The sequence below is a fragment of the Pseudomonas sp. WP18 genome (assembly GCF_036689585.1).
Lineage (GTDB): Bacteria > Pseudomonadota > Gammaproteobacteria > Pseudomonadales > Pseudomonadaceae > Aquipseudomonas > Aquipseudomonas chlororaphis_E.
The window spans coordinates 6,030,088-6,051,063 of sequence record NZ_CP144758.1 but is presented as its reverse complement, the minus strand read 5'-3'; the positions used below and the strand labels follow the sequence as shown (position 1 = coordinate 6,051,063).

The 20,976-nt window shown below is 62.9% G+C and carries 19 protein-coding genes; 10 read left to right on the top strand and 9 right to left on the bottom strand.

Going from position 1 to position 20,976, the window contains the following annotated elements; all coding sequences use genetic code 11:
* Positions 1-50: 50 nt before the first annotated feature.
* A complete protein-coding gene (locus tag V5F23_RS27075; protein WP_042730379.1) occupies positions 51-716 on the bottom strand; it encodes an FKBP-type peptidyl-prolyl cis-trans isomerase in 666 nt (221 codons plus the stop codon).
* 191 nt (positions 717-907) lie between these two features.
* Between V5F23_RS27075 and V5F23_RS27070 the strand changes: the two genes are divergently transcribed.
* The gene (locus tag V5F23_RS27070) at positions 908-2,065 is read left to right on the top strand and encodes an AlgP family protein (protein ID WP_042730378.1); all 1,158 of its coding nucleotides are present in this window, start codon (positions 908-910) and stop codon (positions 2,063-2,065) included.
* Here the strand turns inward: V5F23_RS27070 and V5F23_RS27065 are convergent.
* The gene (locus V5F23_RS27065; protein ID WP_042730377.1) at positions 2,062-2,526 is read right to left on the bottom strand and encodes a TIGR02444 family protein; all 465 of its coding nucleotides are present in this window, start codon (positions 2,524-2,526) and stop codon (positions 2,062-2,064) included. The genes V5F23_RS27070 and V5F23_RS27065 overlap by 4 nt on opposite strands.
* A gap of 50 nt (positions 2,527-2,576) precedes the next feature.
* On the opposite strand from V5F23_RS27065, the gene V5F23_RS27060 reads away from it, so the two are divergent.
* The 3 genes from V5F23_RS27060 (at position 2,577) to rhtB (ending at position 5,807) form a co-directional block, all read left to right on the top strand.
* On the top strand, positions 2,577-4,487 hold the full coding sequence (locus V5F23_RS27060) for an ATP-binding cassette domain-containing protein (RefSeq protein ID WP_047735794.1): 1,911 nt from the start codon (positions 2,577-2,579) through the stop codon (positions 4,485-4,487).
* Positions 4,487-5,068 carry a mechanosensitive ion channel family protein gene (locus V5F23_RS27055; protein ID WP_042732879.1) on the top strand — a complete coding sequence of 194 codons (582 nt, stop codon included), beginning with the start codon at positions 4,487-4,489 and terminating at the stop codon, positions 5,066-5,068. Before V5F23_RS27060 ends, V5F23_RS27055 begins: the two co-directional genes overlap by 1 nt.
* A gap of 106 nt (positions 5,069-5,174) precedes the next feature.
* The gene (gene rhtB / locus V5F23_RS27050) at positions 5,175-5,807 is read left to right on the top strand and encodes a homoserine/homoserine lactone efflux protein (RefSeq protein ID WP_042732880.1); all 633 of its coding nucleotides are present in this window, start codon (positions 5,175-5,177) and stop codon (positions 5,805-5,807) included.
* Positions 5,808-5,980: 173 nt separating this feature from the next.
* Here the strand turns inward: rhtB and V5F23_RS27045 are convergent, their stop codons facing one another.
* The 4 genes from V5F23_RS27045 to V5F23_RS27030 all read right to left on the bottom strand — a co-directional run bounded on the left by V5F23_RS27045 (position 5,981) and on the right by V5F23_RS27030 (position 9,305).
* On the bottom strand, positions 5,981-6,724 hold the full coding sequence (locus V5F23_RS27045) for a hypothetical protein (protein WP_042731146.1): 744 nt from the start codon (positions 6,722-6,724) through the stop codon (positions 5,981-5,983).
* A 3-nt stretch (positions 6,725-6,727) separates the two neighbouring features.
* Positions 6,728-7,315 (bottom strand): penicillin-binding protein activator LpoB, encoded by a 588-nt coding sequence (gene lpoB / locus V5F23_RS27040; RefSeq protein WP_042731147.1) that lies wholly within the window; start codon positions 7,313-7,315, stop codon positions 6,728-6,730.
* A gap of 201 nt (positions 7,316-7,516) precedes the next feature.
* Complete coding sequence (locus tag V5F23_RS27035) at positions 7,517-7,888, bottom strand: YcfL family protein (RefSeq protein ID WP_042731148.1); 372 nt, start codon at positions 7,886-7,888, stop codon at positions 7,517-7,519.
* Between the two features lie 19 nt (positions 7,889-7,907).
* Positions 7,908-9,305, bottom strand: a complete 1,398-nt coding sequence (locus V5F23_RS27030) for a lipoprotein (protein ID WP_042731156.1) — start codon at positions 9,303-9,305, stop codon at positions 7,908-7,910.
* A gap of 316 nt (positions 9,306-9,621) precedes the next feature.
* Between V5F23_RS27030 and V5F23_RS27025 the strand changes: the two genes are divergently transcribed.
* Complete coding sequence (locus V5F23_RS27025; protein WP_047735795.1) at positions 9,622-11,520, top strand: cytochrome c/FTR1 family iron permease; 1,899 nt, start codon at positions 9,622-9,624, stop codon at positions 11,518-11,520.
* Complete coding sequence (locus V5F23_RS27020; protein ID WP_042731150.1) at positions 11,520-11,975, top strand: YaiI/YqxD family protein; 456 nt, start codon at positions 11,520-11,522, stop codon at positions 11,973-11,975. Before V5F23_RS27025 ends, V5F23_RS27020 begins: the two co-directional genes overlap by 1 nt.
* A 143-nt stretch (positions 11,976-12,118) precedes the next feature.
* Here the strand turns inward: V5F23_RS27020 and elbB are convergent, their stop codons facing one another.
* Positions 12,119-12,787: an isoprenoid biosynthesis glyoxalase ElbB gene (elbB, locus tag V5F23_RS27015; RefSeq protein ID WP_042731151.1), complete on the bottom strand. Its 669-nt coding sequence runs from the start codon at positions 12,785-12,787 to the stop codon at positions 12,119-12,121.
* A 123-nt stretch (positions 12,788-12,910) separates the two neighbouring features.
* On the opposite strand from elbB, the gene V5F23_RS27010 reads away from it, so the two are divergent.
* The gene (locus V5F23_RS27010; protein WP_338497043.1) at positions 12,911-14,146 is read left to right on the top strand and encodes a sterol desaturase family protein; all 1,236 of its coding nucleotides are present in this window, start codon (positions 12,911-12,913) and stop codon (positions 14,144-14,146) included.
* Here the strand turns inward: V5F23_RS27010 and V5F23_RS27005 are convergent.
* Entirely contained in the window at positions 14,127-14,750 is a 624-nt protein-coding gene (locus tag V5F23_RS27005) for a DedA family protein (RefSeq protein WP_042731153.1), read from the bottom strand. The two genes, V5F23_RS27010 and V5F23_RS27005, sit on opposite strands and share 20 nt — an antisense overlap.
* A gap of 203 nt (positions 14,751-14,953) precedes the next feature.
* Here V5F23_RS27005 and hemB point away from each other — a divergent pair, with 203 nt between their 5' ends.
* Both hemB and ppk1 read left to right on the top strand, forming a co-directional pair.
* Positions 14,954-15,967 (top strand): porphobilinogen synthase, encoded by a 1,014-nt coding sequence (hemB, locus tag V5F23_RS27000; protein WP_047735797.1) that lies wholly within the window; start codon positions 14,954-14,956, stop codon positions 15,965-15,967.
* Positions 15,968-15,984: 17 nt separating this feature from the next.
* Positions 15,985-18,201 (top strand): polyphosphate kinase 1, encoded by a 2,217-nt coding sequence (gene ppk1, locus V5F23_RS26995; RefSeq protein ID WP_042731155.1) that lies wholly within the window; start codon positions 15,985-15,987, stop codon positions 18,199-18,201.
* A gap of 223 nt (positions 18,202-18,424) precedes the next feature.
* Here ppk1 and ppx read toward each other — a convergent pair whose 3' ends face one another.
* Entirely contained in the window at positions 18,425-19,927 is a 1,503-nt protein-coding gene (gene ppx, locus V5F23_RS26990) for an exopolyphosphatase (protein ID WP_042730916.1), read from the bottom strand.
* Between the two features lie 356 nt (positions 19,928-20,283).
* Between ppx and V5F23_RS26985 the strand changes: the two genes are divergently transcribed.
* Positions 20,284-20,934, top strand: a complete 651-nt coding sequence (locus V5F23_RS26985) for a DUF1120 domain-containing protein (protein ID WP_042730917.1) — start codon at positions 20,284-20,286, stop codon at positions 20,932-20,934.
* Positions 20,935-20,976: the final 42 nt, after the last annotated feature.

Genomic DNA, 20,976 nt, shown 5'->3' with positions numbered 1-20,976 from the left:
AGGCATGAAAAAACGGTGCGCGTGGCGCACCGTTTTTCGTTTGGGCGACCTTAGCCCGTCGCGCCGAGCAGTTCGATTTCAAACACCAGCGGCGTGAACGGCGGGATCACATCCCCGGCACCTTCGGCGCCATAGGCCAGGGTCGAAGGAATCACCAGGCGCCACTTCGCGCCGACCGGCATCTGCGGCAATGCGCTGCGCCAGCCGTCAATCACACTGTCGAGATTGAACCACTGGGCCTGGTGATTGGCGTCGAATACGGTGCCGTCCGGCAACCGCCCGATGTACAACACCTGGACCTTGCCATGGGGGCCTGCCTTCGCACCTTTGCCTGGCTTGAGCTCCGTCAGCAGGATGCCGTCCGCGAGTTGCTGGACGCCGGGTCGGTTCTTTTCTTCGTTGAGAAATGTCTGCTCCGTCTTCAACGCCTTCGCGTCCTGAGGTGGCAGCGACTGCGCTGTCAGTTGCGCTTGATGCGCGGCCAGGATCTGTTCGATGCGTTCATCCCTGAGGGCCAGCGGCTTGCCCAGGTAAGCCTGTTGCAGGCCTTCGACCAAGGCCTGGATCTGCAGGTCGGGCACGTCCTGGCGAAGGCGTTCACCCAGGCTCGCGCCCAGGCTGTAGGCCAGGTCGTGGGCATCGTTTGCGTTGGTTTTGTCAGCGGCCTGGGCCATGGAGCCAAGCATGCACAGGGACAGGAACAGGTGACGCAACATGGGGGATCTCCGGCCTCGAATCGAGGGATTATGCCAGTGCCGACAGGTGCAGAGGTGGGTTGCCCTGGCGCGGATGAAGAAGATTTTTCGTACCTTGCAACGCAACCTCTTGTGTACTGTCAACATGCCCTAGCGGCGGTTGCAGCAGAGGTCTAGTATGAGCCGCACTCACGTCAGTCAGGAGGTAAACCATGTCGGCCACCAAGAAGCCTGTAAACACTCCGTTGCACTTGCTCCAACAACTCTCGGGCAGCTTGCTCGAGCATCTGGAAAATGCCTGCTCCCAAGCGATGGCTGATGCTGAAAAACTGCTCGCCAAATTGGAAAAACAACGCGGCAAGGCGCAGGAAAAACTGCACAAGTCGCGCACCAAACTGCAAGACGCCGCCACCGCCGGCAAGGCCAAGGCACAAGCCAAGGCCAAGGACGGCGTGAAAGAACTCGAAGACCTGCTCGACGCCTTGAAGGATCGTCAGTCCGAAACCCGCGCCTACATTCTCCAACTCAAACGCGATGCCCAGGAAAGCCTGAAACTGGCCCAGGGCGTAGGTCGCGTGCAAGAGGCTGCGGGCAAGGCGCTGACACTGCGTGCCGCCAAGCCTGCTGCTGTATCGGCCAAGAAGCCGGCGGCTAAACCTGCCGCGGCAAAAACGCCCGCCAAGGTAGCGGCCAAGCCTGCTGTGAAAGCACCCGCCAAGACCGCGAGCAAGCCAGCGGCCAAACCCGTCGCTGCCAGCGCTGCAAAACCTGCGGCCAAAAAGCCAGTCGTTAAAGCGGCCGCCAAACCGGCTGCAAAAACCGCGGCCGCCAAGCCTGTCGCGGCCAAGCCTGCGGTAAAACCGGCGGCTAAACCGGCTGCCAAGCCTGCCGCAAAAACCGCAGCTGCCAAACCCGCTGCGACGAAAACCACCGCTGCAAAACCGGCCGCTAAACCTGTCGCCAAGCCGGCGGCAAAACCCGCTGCCAAAACAGCCGCCGCGAAACCCGCCGCCAAACCAGCAGCCACCAAAACAGTGGCGGCCAAACCCGCTGCAGCCAAGCCGGCCGTAAAACCCGCCGCCAAGCCTGCCGCGACCAAGGCACCTGCCAAAGCGGCGGCCAAACCTGCTGCCAAGCCAGCGGCCGCCAAGCCAGCTGCTGCGAAGCCTACTGCTGCCAAGCCAGCAGCCAAACCCACCGTGAAAAAACCAGCGGCCGCGAAACCGTCGGCTGCGCCTGCCGCCAAACCGGCCACCGCCGCGCCTGCTCCGGCAGCGTCCCCTGCGCCAACCGCCAGCACTCCAGCGCCGGCAGTCAGCCCGTCCGCTTCCGTGGCGCCGAGCACCAGCACCCCAACCAGCGCTTCCTAAGTGCCGGACACCACGACGCGCAGCTGATGCAGCGCGTCGTGGTGCGCGGGTTCGACACTCGCCGCCAGCGCTTGCAGCCATTGGGCTGAACCCTCGTGCTGTGCCGGTGGCCAATCCTTGGCCGCCGCTTCCAATCGTTCCAATAACCGCCGCTCGGCCTCCAGCTCCAGCCGCTTGACCTGTTCGCGCAGGTTGTCGAGCGCCGGGTCTTGCTGGGCCATGGTTTTCCATTGCCGGCGAAGGCTGCGAAGGGGCCTGACCACCTCGGCGTCCCAGGCCTCGGCCAACGGTCTAAGCGTGTGCAGTCGGGGTTCGCTGCAGGGCACGCCGCGCTGGTCCAGCCACAGGCTGCACAGCAGCAGGCACACGTTGATGCCGGCCTCTTGCGATGCCAGGCAGGCGGCTTCCACGCCGGGCTTGGCATAGAGGTCCAGGGAGAAACGCCAAAGGTCAGGGGACATCGTGCTACTCGCGCCAGTTGCGAGCGAAGCTGGTAGACTCCGCCGCCATTATGATCCGACTTCAGAACCTGACTTTACAGCGTGGCCCGCAACGTCTGCTAGAAGACGCCGAGCTGACCCTGCACGCCGGCCACAAAGCCGGCCTCATCGGTGCCAACGGCGCCGGCAAATCGAGCCTGTTCGCCTTGCTGCGCGGCGAGCTGCACCCGGACTCGGGCGATTGCATGCTGCCGGCCGATTGGCGTATCGCCCACATGCGCCAGGAGGTCGATACCCTCGAGCGGCTGGCGGTGGACTACGTGCTCGATGGCGACCTGCGCCTGCGTCAGGTTCAACGCGACCTGGCGGCGGCGGAGGCGGCCCACGACGGCGCCGCCCAGGCCCGCCTGCACTCGGAACTCGACAGCGCCGACGGCTACACCGCCGACGCTCGCGCGCGCAAATTGCTCGCCGGGCTGGGGTTCACCAATGAGCAGATGGACCGCCAGGTCGGCGATTTCTCCGGCGGTTGGCGGATGCGCCTCAACCTGGCCCAGGCCCTGATGTGCCCCTCGGATCTTTTGTTGCTCGATGAACCGACCAACCACTTGGACCTCGACGCCATCATCTGGCTCGAAGACTGGCTCAAGGGTTATCCGGGCACGCTGCTGCTGATTTCCCACGACCGCGATTTCCTCGATGCCGTGGTCGATCACGTCGCCCATGTCGATCAGCGCAAGCTGACCTTGTACCGTGGCGGCTACAGCGCCTTCGAGCGCGCCCGCGCCGAGCGCCTGGCCCAGCAACAGCAGGCCTATGAGAAGCAGCAGGCGCAGCGTGCGCACATGGAAAGCTACATCGCCCGCTTCAAGGCCCAGGCCACCAAGGCCCGCCAGGCCCAGAGCCGGATCAAGGCGCTGGAACGGATGGAGGAGCTGTCGGCGGCCCACGTGGATTCGCCGTTCGACTTTGTCTTCCGCGAGTCGACAAAAATCTCCAGCCCGCTGATCGACCTGTCCGACGCACGCCTGGGCTACGGCGACAAGACCGTGCTGGAGAAGGTCAAGCTGCAACTGACCCCCGGTGCGCGGATTGGCCTGCTGGGGCCTAACGGCGCCGGCAAGTCGACCCTGATCAAGAACCTCTCCGGTGAACTCCAGCCGTTGGGCGGTCGCCTGACCCGTGGCGAGAACACCGTGGTCGGCTACTTCGCCCAGCATCAGCTCGATTCTCTCGATGCCAAGGCCAGCCCGCTGCTGCACCTGCAACGCCTGGCGCCGACCGAGCGCGAGCAGACCCTGCGCGATTTCCTCGGTGGCTTCGATTTCCGTGGCGCGCGCATCGATGAGCCGGTGCTGAATTTCTCCGGTGGTGAAAAGGCTCGCCTGGCGTTGGCGCTGATCGCCTGGGGCCGGCCCAACCTGTTGCTGCTCGACGAACCGACCAACCACCTGGACTTGGAAATGCGCCTGGCCCTGACCATGGCCTTGCAGGAATTCAGTGGCGCCGTGCTGGTGGTGTCCCACGACCGACATCTGCTCAAGAGCACCACAGACAACTTCTTCCTGGTGGCCGACGGCAAGGTCGAGGAATTCGACGGCGATCTGGAGGATTACGCACGTTGGCTGGTGGACTATCGCCAGCGCAACGCACCGGTCAGCACCACGCCGGTCAACCCGGACAAGACCGACAAAAAAGCCCAGCGCCAGGCCGCAGCCGCCTTGCGCCAGCAATTGGCGCCCCACAAGCGCGAGGCCGACAAGCTCGAGGCCGAACTGGGCAAGCTGCATGAAAAGCTGCAGAAAATCGAAACCAGCCTGGGTGACAGCGGTCTCTACGAGGCGGCGCGCAAAGATGAGTTGCGTGACCTGCTGGCCGAACAGGCCAAGCTGAAAGTTCGAGAAGCGGAGCTGGAGGAAGCCTGGATGCAAGCCCTGGAAGTGCTGGAAAACCTGCAAGCGGAGCTGGAGGCGTTGTCCTGATGGAAGCCCTGGCGTTGCCTGTTCCCGTGATGTGGATCGAGCCGATCTGGCTCGGTGTGCAAGTCCTGCTGATCCTGCTGGTCGGTTACTTTGCCCAGCGCTTCGTGGCGCGCGCCCTCACGCGCCTGGGCGAGCGCTATCCCTTCCCGCCGCAGTTGCTGATCATCCTGCGGGGTGTGCTGCGCTGGCTGATCATGGGCAGTGCGGTGTTGATCGTGCTGGAGCGCCTGGGTGTTTCGGCCACGGTGCTGTGGACCGCCCTGTCGGGCTTCGTCGCGGTGGCGGCGGTGGCGTTCTTCGCCATCTGGAGTGTGCTGTCGAACCTGCTCTGCGCCGTGCTGATCTACACCGTCGGCCCGTTTCGCCTGGGGGACGTGGTGGAGTTGGTGGAGGCCACCGACAAGCCCGGCATCAAGGGGCGGGTGGTGGCGATCAACCTGCTCTACACCACGCTGATCGAGCCTGAGGAGCTCGGCACCGGCAGCTCCATGGTGCAAGTGCCCAACAGTCTGTTCTTCCAGCGTTCGGTCCGGCGCTGGCGTGGCAGCGAGGCATTCCCGGTCGGCGGTTTCGTCGAGTAGGGCGGTCTTCGCAGTCCCCCTTCAACCCGAGCAGAAAAAAACAGTGGTCAACCGTGCAGCGGCGCATTAGCGTATTCGTTTCGACGAATTCGAGCCGAGGTGTGCAATGGTGCTGGAAACATGGTTGGCGTTTTTCGCCGCCTGCTGGGTGATCAGTCTTTCGCCGGGTGCCGGTGCCATTGCATCGATGTCCAGCGGCCTGCAATACGGTTTCTGGCGTGGCTACTGGAATGCCCTGGGCCTGCAACTGGGCCTGGCACTGCAGATCGCCATCGTTGCCGCCGGCGTGGGGGCGATCCTCACCGCCTCGGCCACGGCGTTCTATGCGATCAAATGGTTTGGCGTGGCGTACCTGGTCTACCTGGGCATCAAGCAGTGGCGGGCCATTCCCAGCGACATCAGCGATGACGCGGCCGTGCGGCCGATCGGCAAACCCATGGCGCTGGTGTTTCGCGGTTTCCTGGTCAACATCAGCAACCCCAAGGCGCTGGTGTTCATGCTGGCGGTACTGCCGCAGTTCATCGACCCCCACGCACCCCTGATCCAGCAATACCTGATCCTGGGCACGACCATGATCTGCGTCGACCTGATCGTCATGGCCGGCTACACCGGGTTGGCGTCGAAGGTCTTGCGTCTGTTGCGCACCCCGAAACAGCAACGGCGGATGAACCGTACGTTTGCCGGGCTGTTCATTGGCGCGGCAGGGTTGCTGGCGACGATTCGCAAGGCGGCGGTGTAATCCGTTCTATCGGAAAAGGCACTGGAGACACGGCGGACCTGTGGCGAGGGAGCTTGCTCCCGCTGGGCTGCGCAGCAGCCCCAAAAGCCTGCGGTCGCTACGCCCGAGGCGTCGGACGACCGAGCGGGAGCAAGCTCCCTCGCCACAGAAACATCATCCATTGGCGCTAAGACTTAGCGCAGGATCACCGGCGCCGTATCCCGTGGCAGGTTGTTACGCTGCGCGGGCTCGCGGGGTTGTTCGTAGCTCGGGCCGCCGAGCTGTTCGCTCATTTGCCGCGCCACGTCTTCCCCCAGGGCCTTGGACACTTCACGCACGACCCGCGGGCGGTTGAGGCTGATGTGCACGTCCCGGTGGTTCAGCAGCTTGGTGTCCTGGCCTTCGCCCATGGCGGTGAACGCCGAGGTGATTTCGAACGTCTTGGTGTTGATCAGGCTGAAGTCCGCCACCAGGGTCAACGCCAGCACCGCCGAGTAACTGTTGGTGTTCGCCAGCTCGTTGATGTCGCGGGTGAAGTCGATGTCCGACACCGTGCCGAACAATACGTAGTCGGCCCCCTTGAAGTTCCCGGCCTTGATTCGCTTGATGACGTCATAGACGTCGCCCTTGGACGAGGCGGTGTACGGCGTGCCCTGCACCAGCTGGAACATCCCGCTGCGCAGGATCTCGCCCTTGATGTCGCCGGTGAACTTGCGCAATTCACCCTGCTCGATGTAGCTGCTGGTGGCTTCCATTTCGTCGTAGCTCGACGAAGCGCTGGCGCTGTAGGCGTTCGCCTGGAAGTTGCTCTGGGCCGAAACGGTGTGGATGTATTCCTCCACCCGCTCCTGGTACGCCAGGTCGGTGACGGCGACTTTCGGGGCCGCCTGCGCGGTGAACGCGCAGGCCAGGGCCATGATGCCAATCCATGTGCGCATGGCTTAACGCTCCGTGGTCTTGCGGATTTCTTTCTCGTCCATCCACTCGGCCAGACCGCTCTCGACGTCGATCAATTGCAGGCTGAACTTGTAGAAAACGTCCTTGTAGTCGCTGCTGCGCTTGACGATCGAGCTGATGGAGCCTTCGATGCGGTACTTGGCGGCGATCATGTTGCCGGTCTTGGCCACGGTGCTCTTCTTGTAGAGACCGCTCTGGTTCTGCAGCTTGAGCTGGTCGACCTGGCTGTCCATGGCGTTGTTGTCGCTGGCGAAACGCGCGGCCCCGGTCTTCATCAGCTGGGTCTTGATGCTGGTGGTGATTTCCCGCGTGTCGATGTATTCGCTGGTCTTGTTCTTCACGTCGTAGACCTGAACCACCGGACGGCCCTGCAGGACACCGGATTGGGCCAGGGAGCGGGTCATGGACTCGGCGATCATCTGCAGGTCGGTGGAGCCGAACTCGTTGGTGACGGTTTCCACGGCCTTGGTGTCGCCATAGCTGATGTTCTTGTTGCCCAGTACCGGCGAGTTGTTGGCGCAGCCGCTGACCAGCAGGACGGCGAGGGCGAGGGAGGAAATGCGTAGGAACATGTGGTGTGCTCTCAAATGTCGGCGTAATGGTTTTTGTGGCGAGGGGATTTATCCCCGCTGGCTGCGCAGCAGCCCGAAATAAACAGCTGGACACCCTCTGACAGGCTTACCGATGCGAGCGGTGGGGGCTGCTTCGCAGCCCGACGGGGATAAATCCCCTCGCCACAGAATCGGCATTGGCTCGACTGACAGAAACCGGCCTCAAGGCGTATTGATTTCCAACCGGAAGTCCACCGCCTTGGGCGTTGGCGCGATGGCCGGGAGGAACTTGGTCTGCTCGCCATACAGCGTCAGGGTCTTCCAGGTTTCTTCCTCGGCAATCGGAAAGCCTTCCGGCCCCAGCCAGGCAAAGCGGTAGTACATCGTCTTGTTGTTGTAGCTGGTGTTGCTCAGCTGCACATTGACGGTCATGTAGCCGTTTTCCCGGGCCACGCGCATGGCGCCGACCACGATGTTCTTGGTCTTGCCCATGGCCACGACCTTGCTGGCAGCGGTGCCCGGCTCCGGTGGCGGCGGGGTGGCGCAACCAGCCAGCAAGGCCAGGGCGCCGACGGCGATCAGTTTTAGACGCATGTGAACAAAGACTCCGTTCTTAAGGTTGTTTGAGGCTGGCGACCGCGCTCGGGGTGGCAGTCGGGATCACCTGGGCCGCCAGGCCGCCGGCGAAAACCTGGTTGCCCACCGCCCGCAGGCTGATGACCTGGTAGCGCTGATCCACGTTGACCTTGACCACCGAGCCGCCCACCGCACTTGGCAGGGTGACCTGGTGCTCGCCCTTCTTCAGGCGCAGGCGTACCACCTGGGTGTAGTCCGGCAGGGTGCGCCAGGTACGGGTGTCGGCGCCCTCGAGGATCGCCGAGGTGAGGCCCACGGCCAGGCCGGCCAGGGGGTTGGTGTCGTTGATCTGCTTTTGCGCCACGCCTTTGGTGATCGCACGCACGGTGGTGCGCAGGATGATGCCGGGCATATCGTCGCGCAGGGCGCGGCGGGACATGGCGGTGGTGCTGTTGAGTTGAGTCAGGTCCATCTGGCGGCCGTCGACGCCGATCTGGGCGAACGTCGCCGTGGAGGTATCGGGCTTGATCACCGGGAACGACAACGGCGTGATCACCAGGTTGCCGCTGATGGGCAGGGGCAGGGGAATGCGCACCGAGTCCCGGGACGGCGCCAGGCCGCTCTGCACCACGATCAGGACGTCGCTGTCGTCGGTCTTGGCGGCGGGCTTGTCAAGATTGAGCAGGGCCTGCTCCAGCAGCGGCGTGTTCGGGCGCAGTTCGGCGGCCTTGCGATAGCCCGGCGCAGCCAGGTCCTTTTCCCCCAGGGCTTCGTAGACGAAACCGGCCAGGTAATGGCTGAAGGCGCTCTGGTAGCTGTTTTTCAAGCTGACCACTTCCGGGGCGTCGAGGCTGGCCACCGGGTAGCCCTTGAGATCCTTGTACTCGGTCTTGACCCCTTGCTGCTCGGCTTCTTCCTCGCGCTTGAGGTACTCCTTGTCCCGCAGGTCGGCGATCACCGCTTCGCGCTCGTGGGTTTTCTTGATCTGGGTCCGTGCGCCGTCGAAGTCGTTCACGGCCAGCAGGTTCAGGGCCATCTGCGTGGTGAGCATGACTTTTTCGTAGTCGTAGCCTTCATAGCGGCGGACTTTGTCGTTGACCAGGAAACTGCCGAACTGCGCCACGTACTTGGCCGTGTCGAGTTTGACCGCGTCTTCCCACTGGCCAACCTGCTGGTCGGCACTGTTCCAGGCGGTCTGGCTGCCGGACAGGTCGCCCTTGGCCCGCAGCAGCTCACCTTTCTCGAAGTAATACAGCAGGTCTTTGTCTTGGCTGCTGTTGTTCTTTTCCAGCAGGGTCAGCGCTGCGTCGACATTGCCGGAAGCCAACTGCTGGTTGGTCTGGGCCAGTTCGCCATCGTAGTTGCGAAAGGCCGAGCAGCCGGACAACAAGGTCACCGCCCCGAGGGCGATCGAAAAAACGGCACGGGATGCCATGAACATTTCTTCCCTGAATAGCAGCCGGGGGTGTGCGGGTCGGGCTGGAACGATCCCACGGACAGGCGTCGCTGCGCTGTCGGTTCCTCATCAAGCGAGGAGCTCTTATGCCATCCAACGATAAGAAGGCGGCGGGATTATAAACGTGGCGCTTGGCTATGTAATGGCTTTTCAATTTCGAAATGCCGTTTTTGTGACATCACCTCCAAAGGGTGAATATCCGATGAAAATATGCCCCTAAATCACATCGGCCCTTGAGCCGAAGGCATTGGAAGTGAACAATGTGTTACTTCTTATTACCAATCGAGAGTCATTCATGACTGCCCCGCTTCGTTTCCTGGCCTGGCTCGCACTGCCGTTGCTTGCCCTGTGCAGCCCCTATCTGTTGGCCGACACCGTCGAAGGCGCCCCCCAGGCGCTGCATCTGCTGGATTACATCGGGGCGGATTATCCGGCGACGGTCGAGGCAGGCAAGGTCATCGACGAGGCCGAGTACCGTGAACAGCTGGAATTCACCCAGGCGCTGGAAGGGCTGATCGCCGGGCTGCCGGCCAAGCCGCAGAAGGCTGAGCTGACCCAGGGCATCGGCGCCCTGCGCAGTGCAATCACCCAGCGCCAGGAGGGCGCCGAAGTCGCCCGCCAGGCGCGGCAGTTGGGCGCGCGGCTGGCGGTGGCGTATGAGGTCAGCCAGGCGCCGGTGATCACCCCGGACCCGAGCCGTGGCGCGCCGCTGTATGCCCAGAATTGCTCGGTGTGCCACGGTGCCAACGGCGCCGGCGATGGCCCGGCCGGCGTCGGCCTCGAGCCACCGCCGGCCAACCTGCGCGATGGCCAGCGCCTGGATCGCCTGAGCCTCTATGCGATCTACAACACCCTCGGCATGGGCATCGAAGGCACCGACATGCCGGCCTTCGCCGATCAGCTCGACGACCGTCAACGCTGGGACCTGGCCACCTACATCGCCAGCTTCAGCGCCGACCCGGCCGCTGCCAAGGGCGAGCAGACCTACAACCTGGCCGACCTCGCCCGCCAGACCCCGGCCGAAGTCCTCGCCGCCCAGGGCCCAGCAGCGGCGGCCACCTTCCGAGCCCAGCGTGCGCAGCCCCCGCAGGTGCAACGCGGCCCGGCGCAGTTGCTCGACTACACCGCGGCGACCCTGGACAAAAGCATCGCGGCTTATCGTGCCGGTGACCATGACCAGGCCTATGACCTGTCGGTAGCGGCCTACCTGGAAGGTTTCGAGCTGGTGGAGAGCTCGCTGGATAACGTCGACGCCAATGTGCGCAAAGACACCGAGAAAGCCCTGATGGCCTACCGTCAGTCGCTGCAGGACGGTTTGCCGGTGGAGCAGGCTGCCCAGCGCCTGGATGCGGCCAAGGCGAAACTCAAGGCGTCCGCCGACCTGTTGGGCGGCGATGGCTTGAGTTGGTCGCTGAGCTATATCTCCGGGCTGTTGATCCTGCTGCGTGAAGGCCTGGAAGCGATTCTGGTACTGGCGGCGATCCTCGCGTTCCTGCGTAACACCGGCCAGCAATCGGCGGTGCGCAGCGTCAACATCGGCTGGGGCCTGGCGTTGCTGGCCGGCCTGGCAACCTGGGGGCTGGCCGCCTATGTGATCGACGTCAGCGGCGCCCAGCGTGAGTTGCTCGAAGGCGCCACCGCGTTGTTCGCCAGTGTGATGGTGTTGTGGCTGGGGGTGTGGATGCACGACCGGCGCCACGCGGCGGCCTGGCAGGACTACATCAAAAGCAGTCTGGTGGGGGGCGGCGGCCGGTTCGGTTTCGCGATCCTGGCGTTCTTCTCGGTCTATCGCGAACTGTTCGAAGTGATCCTGTTCTACGAAACCCTGTGGTTGCAGGCAGGTCCCGCCGGGCACAACGCGGTGTTAGCGGGTGGCGCGACAGCGCTGGTCCTGCTGGTCGGGTTGGCCTGGGTGATCCTGCGCGGCTCGGCGAAGTTGCCGCTGGCGCTGTTCTTCAGCATCAACGCCGCGTTGCTGTGCGCGCTGTCGGTGGTGTTCGCCGGCCATGGCGTGAAGGCGTTGCAGGAGGCTGGGATCTTCGGTACCCGTCCGGTGGCCTTCTTCGACTTCGACTGGCTGGGTATTCATGCCGATGCCTATTCGCTGGCCGCACAAGTGGTGGCGATCCTGGCGATCGTCGTGCTGTATGGCCGTAGCTGGGTGGCGGAGAAGCGCAAGGTGCAGGTGTCCTGATGCGCGTCTGGATCGACGCCGACGCTTGTCCCAGGGCGGCGAAGGACCTGGTGGTCAAGTTCGCCCTGAAGCGTCGGTTCGAGGTGGTGTTGGTGGCGGGTCAGCCGCAGATCAAGCCAGGCCTGGCCTGTGTGAAGCTGATCGTGGTGCCCAGTGGCCCCGACGCTGCGGACGACTATTTGGTGGAGCACGCCGCGCCGGGCGAACTGGTGATCTGCAGCGACGTGCCCCTGGCCGACCGATTGGTGAAGAAGGGCGTCGCGGCCCTTGATCCCCGCGGCAAGGCATTCGATGCCCAGAACATGGGGGAGCGGCTGGCGGTACGCAACCTGTTCACTGACCTGCGTGAACAGGGCCATGTCGGCGGCGGCCCGGCGGCGTACAGCGAGCGGGACAAGCAGGTATTCGCCAATGCGCTGGATCGGCTATTGACGCAATTGGCGCGTCAATCTTGAATCCTGCTCAGCGCCCCTGTGGGAGCTGGCCTGCTCGCCAAAGCGGTGTGTCAGCCAACGAATAGGCCGGCTGAACCGACGTCTTTGCGAGCAAGCCCGCTCCCACAGGGTCCAGGCTATCTCTGTGGGACTGGGCGGGGAGGTCAGGCGTCGTTTTCGTGGGTCAGTTCCAGCACCCGGTCTACCAGCTTGTTGATGCCCGAGGCCGCTTCGCTGATGTTCTTGGCCAACATGTAGGCCGGAGTGGTAACCAGTCTGCGGGCGGTGTCCTCGACGATGTCGGTGACGGCGCAGTCTTCGTGGGTGCCGCCCATCTTGGTCACGGCGGCGGCCGTGTCGGCGTCGGTGCCGATGGTGCAGAGCACGCCAGGGCCGTAGATTTTTGCTGCCAGGGCCGGCGAGATGCACATCAAACCGACCGGTTTACCGGCTTCGGCAAAGGCTTCGGCCAGGGCCAGCACTTGCGGCTGGACCGTGCACCCGGCGCCCTCGACGGCAAAGCTGGAGAGGTTCTTCGCCGCGCCGAAGCCGCCGGGCACGATCAACGCGTCGAAATCCTCGACGTTGGCCTCGCGCAGGTCCTTGACCTCGCCCCGGGCGATCCGCGCCGATTCCACCAGCACGTTGCGACTCTCGGGCATCTCTTCGCCCGTCAGGTGGTTGATCACATGCCGTTGGGCAATGTCGGGGGCGAAACATTGGACCTGGGCGCCGCGCTGGTCGAGGCGCAGCAAGGTGATCACGCTCTCGTGGATTTCGGCGCCGTCGTACACGCCACAGCCGGAAAGGATCACTGCAATTTTTTTGCTCATGGGTTTTTCTCCAGATTCATGGCGTTAAATGTCCACTAATTTGTCATTCGTTGCCATAGGGTTATCCGGCAGCTACACCTAATCTGCCGACTATCTCCCTGCTTCGCTTGCCCGGGTCGCATCATGAATTTCATTCTGTATGCCGTGCCGTTCTTCTTCGTCCTGATTGCCGTCGAATTGCTGGCCGATCGCTGGCGCGGGGTCAGCCACTACCGGGTCGCGGACGCGATCAACAGCCTGAGCACCGGCGTGCTGTCGACCACCACCGGCCTCCTGACCAAGGGCGTGGGCCTGGTGACCTACGCCTTTGCCTTGAAGCACCTGGCGATCTTCTCGTTGCCGGGCGACCAGGCCTGGACCTGGGTGTTCGCCTTCGTGCTCTACGACCTGTGCTACTACTGGCTGCACCGCATGGGCCATGAGCGCAACATCCTCTGGGCCGCCCACTCGGTGCATCACCAGAGCGAGGACTACAACTTGTCCACGGCGTTGCGCCAGACCAGCACCGGCTTCCTGCTGAGCTGGGTCTTCTACCTGCCGCTGGCGGTCGCCGGGGTGCCGCTGGGGGTGTTCGTCAGCGTTGCGGCATTGAATTTGCTGTACCAGTTCTGGGTCCACACCCAACACATTCCCAAGCTCGGCTGGCTGGAGTGGTGTTTCGTCACGCCGTCCAATCATCGCGCCCACCATGCACAGAACCCTCTCTACATGGATCGCAACTACGGCGGGGTGTTCATTATTTGGGACCGTCTGTTCGGCACCTTCCAGGAAGAAGACGACAACGAGCCGGTGATCTTCGGCGTCACCACGCCATTGGCCAGCTGGAATCCGCTGTGGGCCAACCTGCAGTTTTACGCCCGGCTGTGGTCGGACGCTCGACGAGCCGGACGCTGGTGGGACAAGGTGCGGATCTGGTTCATGCCCACCGGTTGGCGGCCGGCGGACGTGGCGGCGAAGTACCCGCTGGCGAAGCCGGACCTGAGCCGTTTCGAGAAATTCGAGGTGCCGCTGGATGGGCGCCAGCAGTGGTACGTGGTGCTGCAATTCTGCGTCTACATTGCCTTGGGCAGTTATTTGATGAACCTGGAGACGCGTTTGCCGGTGGCCGCACTGGTGTTGGGCTGGGGCACGGTGGCGCTGGGTTTGTTCGTGCTGGGCGCGACCCTGGAGAATCGCCCGTGGGCGCTACGGCTGGAGTGCCTGCGGCTGGTGTCGAGCCTGCTGCTGGTGTGGCTGGCGCCGATGGCTGGGTTATGGCCGGCCAGCCCACTGGCCTGGGTCGGTGTGTTCAGTTACGGTCTGCTCAGCGGCATCGGCCTGTATGGCTGCCGGAGCCGATTCACTCGGTTGGCGTCGTAGGTTCAGCGGGCCGGCTCTGCGCCAGGCGTTCGGCTTCAAGGGTCTTTTTCGCCAGCCGCGCATTCTTGATGCGGCGACGCAGCCACAGGCAGAGGCCGAGGACCAACAAGGCGCCGAGTACCCACAACTCGTATTTCTTGATACTACCCAGCATGCCTTCGAGCACCGCGCCGAAGTGATACGCGGCGGCGGCCAGCGCCGTGGCCCAGATCGCCGCGCCGATGCCGTTGAGCAACAGGTAACGGCCCGGCGGATAGCCCGACAGGCCGATCGCCACCGGCATCACCGTGCGCAAGCCATAGACGAAGCGGAAGCTCAGGACCCAGATGTCCGGGTGCCGGCGGATGTGCTCCAGGGCGCGATCACCCATCAATTGCCAGCGCGGCTTGCGCGCCAACAGCTTGCGCCCGTGCTTGCGGCCCAGGAAATACCACAGCTGGTCACCGGCGTAGCTGCCGCAGAACGCCACGACCACCACGAGATTGATGTCCATGTAGCCGCGGAACGCCAGGAAACCAGCGAGCACGAGGATGGTTTCACCTTCGAAGAACGTGCCGATGAACAGGGCCAGGTAGCCGAAGTCATGTAGAAATTGCTGGAGCATTGTCTGGGTGCTGGCGAAATGAACGCGCAGCCTAACCCTTCAGACACATTCAGGAAAGTATCGAAATGTGTCTCGACGTGAACATTTCCTACAACGACAATAACTGCGACGACAGGTCACAGGTGCACACAACTGTCATACGTTCGTCATAATGGCCGCTTATAACTGTCACGCTCGCCCGTCAGCGGGCTCAGGAGTCTGCCGTGAGCTTTACCCCCGCCAATCGTCTGTTCCCTGCCACCCGCCTGCGTCGCAATCGCCGTGATGAGTTCTCTCGTCGGCTGGTGCGTGAAAACGTGCTGACCACCGACGACCTGATCCTGCCGGTGTTCGTGCTGGACGGTGAGAACCGTCGCGAAGCGGTGGCGTCGATGCCCGGCGTGGAGCGGCTGACCATCGACCTGCTGCTCGAAGCGGCTGCGACGTGGGTCGAACTGGGCATTCCGGCGCTGGCGCTGTTCCCGGTCACGCCCTCTGGCCTCAAGTCCCTGGACGCCGCCGAGGCGTGGAACCCGGACGGTATCGCCCAGCGCGCGACCCGTGCCCTGCGGGCCCGCTTCCCGGAGCTTGGGGTGATCACCGACGTGGCGCTGGACCCGTTCACCACCCACGGCCAGGATGGCATCCTCGACGAAGACGGTTATGTGCAGAACGACATCACCGTCGATGCACTGGTCAGGCAGGCGTTGTCCCACGCCGAGGCCGGTGCCCAGGTGGTCGCGCCGTCGGACATGATGGACGGACGGATCCAGGCGATTCGCGAAGCCCTCGAGGTGGCCGGCCACGTCAACGTGCGGATCATGGCCTATTCGGCCAAGTACGCCAGCGCCTATTACGGCCCGTTCCGCGACGCGGTCGGTTCGGCCCTGAACCTGGGTAAGGCCAACAAGGCCTCCTATCAGATGGACCCGGCCAACAGCCATGAAGCCCTGCACGAAGTCGCGGCCGACTTGTCAGAAGGGGCAGACATGGTCATGGTCAAGCCCGGCATGCCCTACCTCGACATTCTTTGCCGGGTCAAAGACGAATTCAAAGTGCCGACCTTTGTTTATCAGGTCAGCGGCGAGTACGCCATGCACATGGCCGCGATCCAGAACGGCTGGTTGAGCGAAGGGGTGATCCTCGAATCGCTGACCGCTTTCAAGCGCGCAGGCGCCGATGGCATCCTGACTTATTTCGCCGTGCGCGCCGCCCAATTGCTACGAGAGCAGAAATAGCCTCCCAGGAACTTGCGATGAATACCGAAGGACTCTCTGAAGTTGCCGTAAAAGACGCTCAACCGGTGGTCGAGCAAATCGCCGAGACACCACCGCAGATGGAGCCCGCTCCGCCTGCGGCCACCGAGCCCGCCCCGGCCCCGGCGATTGCGATCCCCAACCTGGATGACAGCAGCCTGTACATCCACCGCGAGCTGTCGCAACTGCAGTTCAACATCCGCGTGCTGGAGCAGGCGCTGGACGAGTCCTATCCATTGCTGGAGCGCTTGAAGTTCCTGCTGATCTTTTCCAGCAACCTGGATGAGTTCTTCGAGATCCGTGTCGCCGGCCTGAAGAAGCAGATCACGTTCGCCCGTGAACAGGCCGGTGCCGATGGCCTGCAGCCGCACCAGGCCCTGGCGCGTATCAGCGAGCTGGTCCACGGCCAGGTGGACCGCCAGTACGCGATTCTCAACGACATCCTGTTGCCGGAGCTGGAGAAACATCAGGTCCGCTTCATTCGTCGGCGCAACTGGAACACCAAGATCAAGACCTGGGTGCGCCGCTATTTCCGCGACGAGATCGCGCCGATCATCACCCCGATCGGCCTCGACCCGACGCACCCATTCCCGTTGCTGGTCAACAAGAGCCTGAACTTCATCGTCGAACTGGAAGGCATCGACGCCTTCGGTCGCGATTCCGGCCTGGCGATCATTCCGGCGCCGCGCCTGCTGCCACGTATCATCCGTGTACCGGAAGACGTGGGCGGGACGGGCGACAACTATGTGTTCCTGTCGTCGATGATCCACGCCCACGCCGATGACCTGTTCCAGGGCATGAAGGTGAAGGGTTGCTACCAGTTCCGCCTGACCCGCAACGCCGACCTGTCGGTGGACACCGAAGACGTCGAAGACCTGGCCCGCGCCTTGCGCGGCGAGCTGTTCTCCCGTCGCTACGGTGATGCGGTGCGCCTGGAGGTGGCCGACACGTGCCCGAAACACCTGTCCGATTACCTGCTCAAGCAGTTCAACCTGCACGAAACCGAGCTGTATCAGGTCAACGGCCCGGTCAACCTGACCCGGTTGTTCAGCATCACCGGTCTGGACAGCCACCCGGAACTGCAATACCTGCCGTTCACGCCGCAGATCCCGAAACTGCTGCAAAACAGCGAGAACATCTTCAGCGTGATCAGCAAGCAGGACATCCTGTTGCTGCACCCGTTCGAGTCGTTCACGCCGGTGGTCGACCTGCTGCGCCAGGCCGCCAAGGACCCGCACGTCCTGGCGGTGCGCCAGACCCTGTACCGCAGCGGCGCCAACTCGGAAATCGTCGACGCCCTGGTGGACGCGGCGCGCAACGGTAAGGAAGTCACCGCGGTGATCGAATTGCGCGCGCGCTTCGACGAAGAGTCCAACCTGCAACTGGCCAGCCGTCTGCAAGCGGCCGGTGCGGTGGTGATCTACGGCGTGGTCGGTTTCAAGACCCACGCCAAGATGATGCTCATCCTGCGCCGCGAAGCCGGGGAGATCGTGCGTTACGCTCACTTGGGCACCGGTAACTACCACGCCGCCAACGCCCGCTTGTACACCGACTACAGCCTGCTGACCTCGGACGATGCCTTGTGCGAGGACGTCGGCAAGTTGTTCAGCCAGTTGATCGGCATGGGCAAGACGCTGCGCATGAAGAAGTTGCTGCATGCGCCGTTCACCCTGAAGAAGGGCATGCTCGACATGATCACCCGGGAGACGCAGTTCGCCCTGGATGGCAAGCCGGCCCACATCATTGCCAAGTTCAACTCGCTGACCGATCCGAAGATCATCCGTGCGTTGTACAAGGCCAGCCAGTCCGGCGTGCGCATCGACCTGGTGGTGCGGGGCATGTGCTGCCTGCGGCCGGGCATCCCGGGGGTGTCCCATAACATCCATGTGCGCTCGATCATCGGGCGCTTCCTGGAGCACACGCGGGTGTTCTACTTCCTCAACGGAGGCGAGGAGCAGATGTTCCTGTCCAGTGCCGACTGGATGGAGCGCAACCTCGACAAGCGAGTCGAGACCTGCTTCCCGGTGGAGGGCAAGAAGCTCATCCTGCGGGTCAAGAAGGAGCTGGAAAGCTACCTCACCGACAACACCCACAGCTGGAGCCTGCAGTCGGACGGTCGCTACATCCGCAACACGCCAACCGGCAACCAGAACCCGCGCAGCGCCCAGGCGACGTTGCTGGAGCGCTTGAGCAGCCCGGTGTTGACGGTTAGCTAGAGGTTTTCTGGAAGGGGCAGGCTCAGCTTTTCGTGGCGAGGGAGCTTGCTTGTGGCGAGGGGATTTATCTGTGGCGAGGGGATTTATCCCCGTTGGGCTGCGCAGCAGCCCTAAAGCCTGAGTCTGCGGTACGTCAGATTCACCGAGGTCATTTCACCAGGGGCTGCTTCGCAGCCCAGCGGGGATAAATCCCCTCGCCACAGAGGTTCCCGTCGCCGCAGGATCAGTGGATGTTCAGCACAATCCCCACCCGGGTCAGCCACTCGGCTTCCTGGGCGAAGTCGGCTTGGGTCAGCTGGTTTTCTTCCAGCCAACCGTCGGGGAACATCACGTCCAGCTGATCGCCGTCGGCGCGCAGGGCCACCTGGGGCATGGCCTGGGTGCCGCGGATGTGGTGGAACAGGATCGCGAAGCGCAGCAGCACGCACAGGCGAATCAGCTTGATGCCGTCATCGCCGAACTCGGCAAACTTATCCTTGGGAATGTTGCGCCGGTGCCCACGCACCAGCAGCGCGAGCATCTGCTGGTCTTCCCGGGAGAAGCCCGCCAGGTCCGAGTGTTCGATCAGGTAGGCGCCGTGCTTGTGGTAGTGATAGTGGGCGATGTCCAGGCCCACTTCATGAACCTTGGCGGCCCAGCCCAGCAATTCGCGCCAGACGCCGTCGTTCAGGTCCCAGTCGTCAGCCACCTGGTCGAAGGCGTGCAGCGCCTTGCGTTCGACCCGCACGGCCTGTTCCTGGTCCACGTGGTAGCGCTCCATCAGCGAGCCCAGGGTGCGCTCGCGGACATCCTCATGGTGATGCCGTCCCAGCAGGTCGTAGAGTACGCCCTCGCGCAGGGCGCCCTCGCAGTGGTCCATGCGTTGCAGTTCCAGGGCATCGAAAATCGCTTCGAGAATCGCCAGGCCCGCCGGGAAAATCGCCCGACGGTCGGGCTTGATGCCTTCGAAATCGATCTTGTCCGACTCGCCGAGCTTGAACACCCGGCGCTTGAGCCAGGCCAGGCCCTCGGCATTGACCTCGCCTGCGCCATGGCCGCCGGCCTTGAGGGCCAGGCCAATGGCGCGGATGGTTCCGGAGGAGCCGATGGCCTCGTCCCAGGTCAGGCGGTGCAAGGCGTGTTCGATGCTCATGATTTCCAGGCGCGCCGCCGTGTAGGCCTGAGCATAGCGGGCCGGGGTGATCTTGCCGTCGCGGAAATACCGCTGGGTGTAGCTGACGCAGCCCATCTGCAGGCTCTCGCGCAGCAGCGGCTCGAAGCGTTGGCCGATGATGAATTCGGTACTGCCACCGCCGATGTCCGCCACCAGGCGCTTGCCCGGGGTGTCGGCGAGGGTATGGGAGACGCCCAGGTAGATCAGGCGGGCTTCCTCCCGGCCGGAAATGACTTCCACCGGATGGCCGAGGATCTCTTCGGCGCGGCGGATGAACTCGCCCCGGTTGCGCGCTTCGCGCAAGGCGTTGGTGCCGACGATCCGCACGGCGCCCAGGGGCATGCCGTTGATCAGTTGGGCAAAGCGCTTGAGGCAATCGAGCCCGCGCTGGATGGATTCTTCGCTCAGCTTGCGCTCTTCGTCGATGCCGGCGGCCAACTGGACCTTCTCGCCGAGCCGCTCAAGAATGCGGATTTCCCCGTTCTGGGCTTTGGCGACGACCATGTGGAAGCTGTTGGAGCCCAGGTCTATGGCAGCGATCAGGGACAGATTCTTGGCTTGGGATGGCGGCATGGGCAAAAAGTCTCGGTCGATAACCTTGCCATCCTGCCACGATCGACCGTCGCCGCCAACGGATGCTGCCGGGTTTCGGTGGGTGACAGTTTTCGCCGTTCGCAAGAAATTTACGTAGGAAAGTCTCATCTGTTTCATATGGGGTAGAGCTTTCCTACGATTGGCGATGATGTTTCCTGCTTATCTTTAAGGGTTTTTTTTCGATACTTTCGCCCGGCAATTTCGCCGTGATGCAGTTGTGGCCTCTTCTCAAATTCAGGATGAAACTCCACAAAATGTTTACATGTGGCTGGAATAAGGAAGTTCCGGGCGTTGCAGGATTGACATCAAGTTGATGATGTTTGAAGGAAGCGGAAATGAAAAATAGTTTTGCGTTGGCGGCAGTCGCTGTAATCGCTTTGGCCTGCACTTCCGTGCAAGCGGCTGATTTGCAGGTGACGGGCAATATTTCCCCGGGCAGTTGCTCTCTGAATATCCCTACTTTGGCTGTCGATTATGGGCGAATCAGTGCCAATGATCTGAGCCCCGTCAATTACACAAGGCTGGGCAAGTTGAGTACGCCGTTTAACATTACCTGTGACGGCCCGACCCTGGTGGGGTTGAGTGCTGCCGATAATCGGGCCGCCAGCAAAGAGCACATGGCAATGACGGTGATCGATCCCTGGTTAGCCTTGCCAATCAACTGCTTTGGGTTGGGCGCCAGCGCCGATGGTGGAAAAATCGGTGCCTTCAGCCTGCATGTTCGTAACTATTCCGTGGATGGGAGCACCGATTTCGAAACCATCTCGCAAGCGGGTAATACCTGGTTCGAGGCAGATGACATTATGCGGAGTAAACCTGATCGTATTCTCACTTGGTCGGCTATTGGGGCCAGAAGCCCGCACCTTCTGACAACGGTCACGGGTGAGTTCCAGATCGAAGCGGCAATCAACAATACGACTGAGCTTGTGGTGAGCGACGATCTCCAGATCGATGGAAATGCGACGCTAGAACTGACCTACATTTGACGTCAATGCCAGTCCCGCTTCCGGGGCTGGTTCTTTACAGGG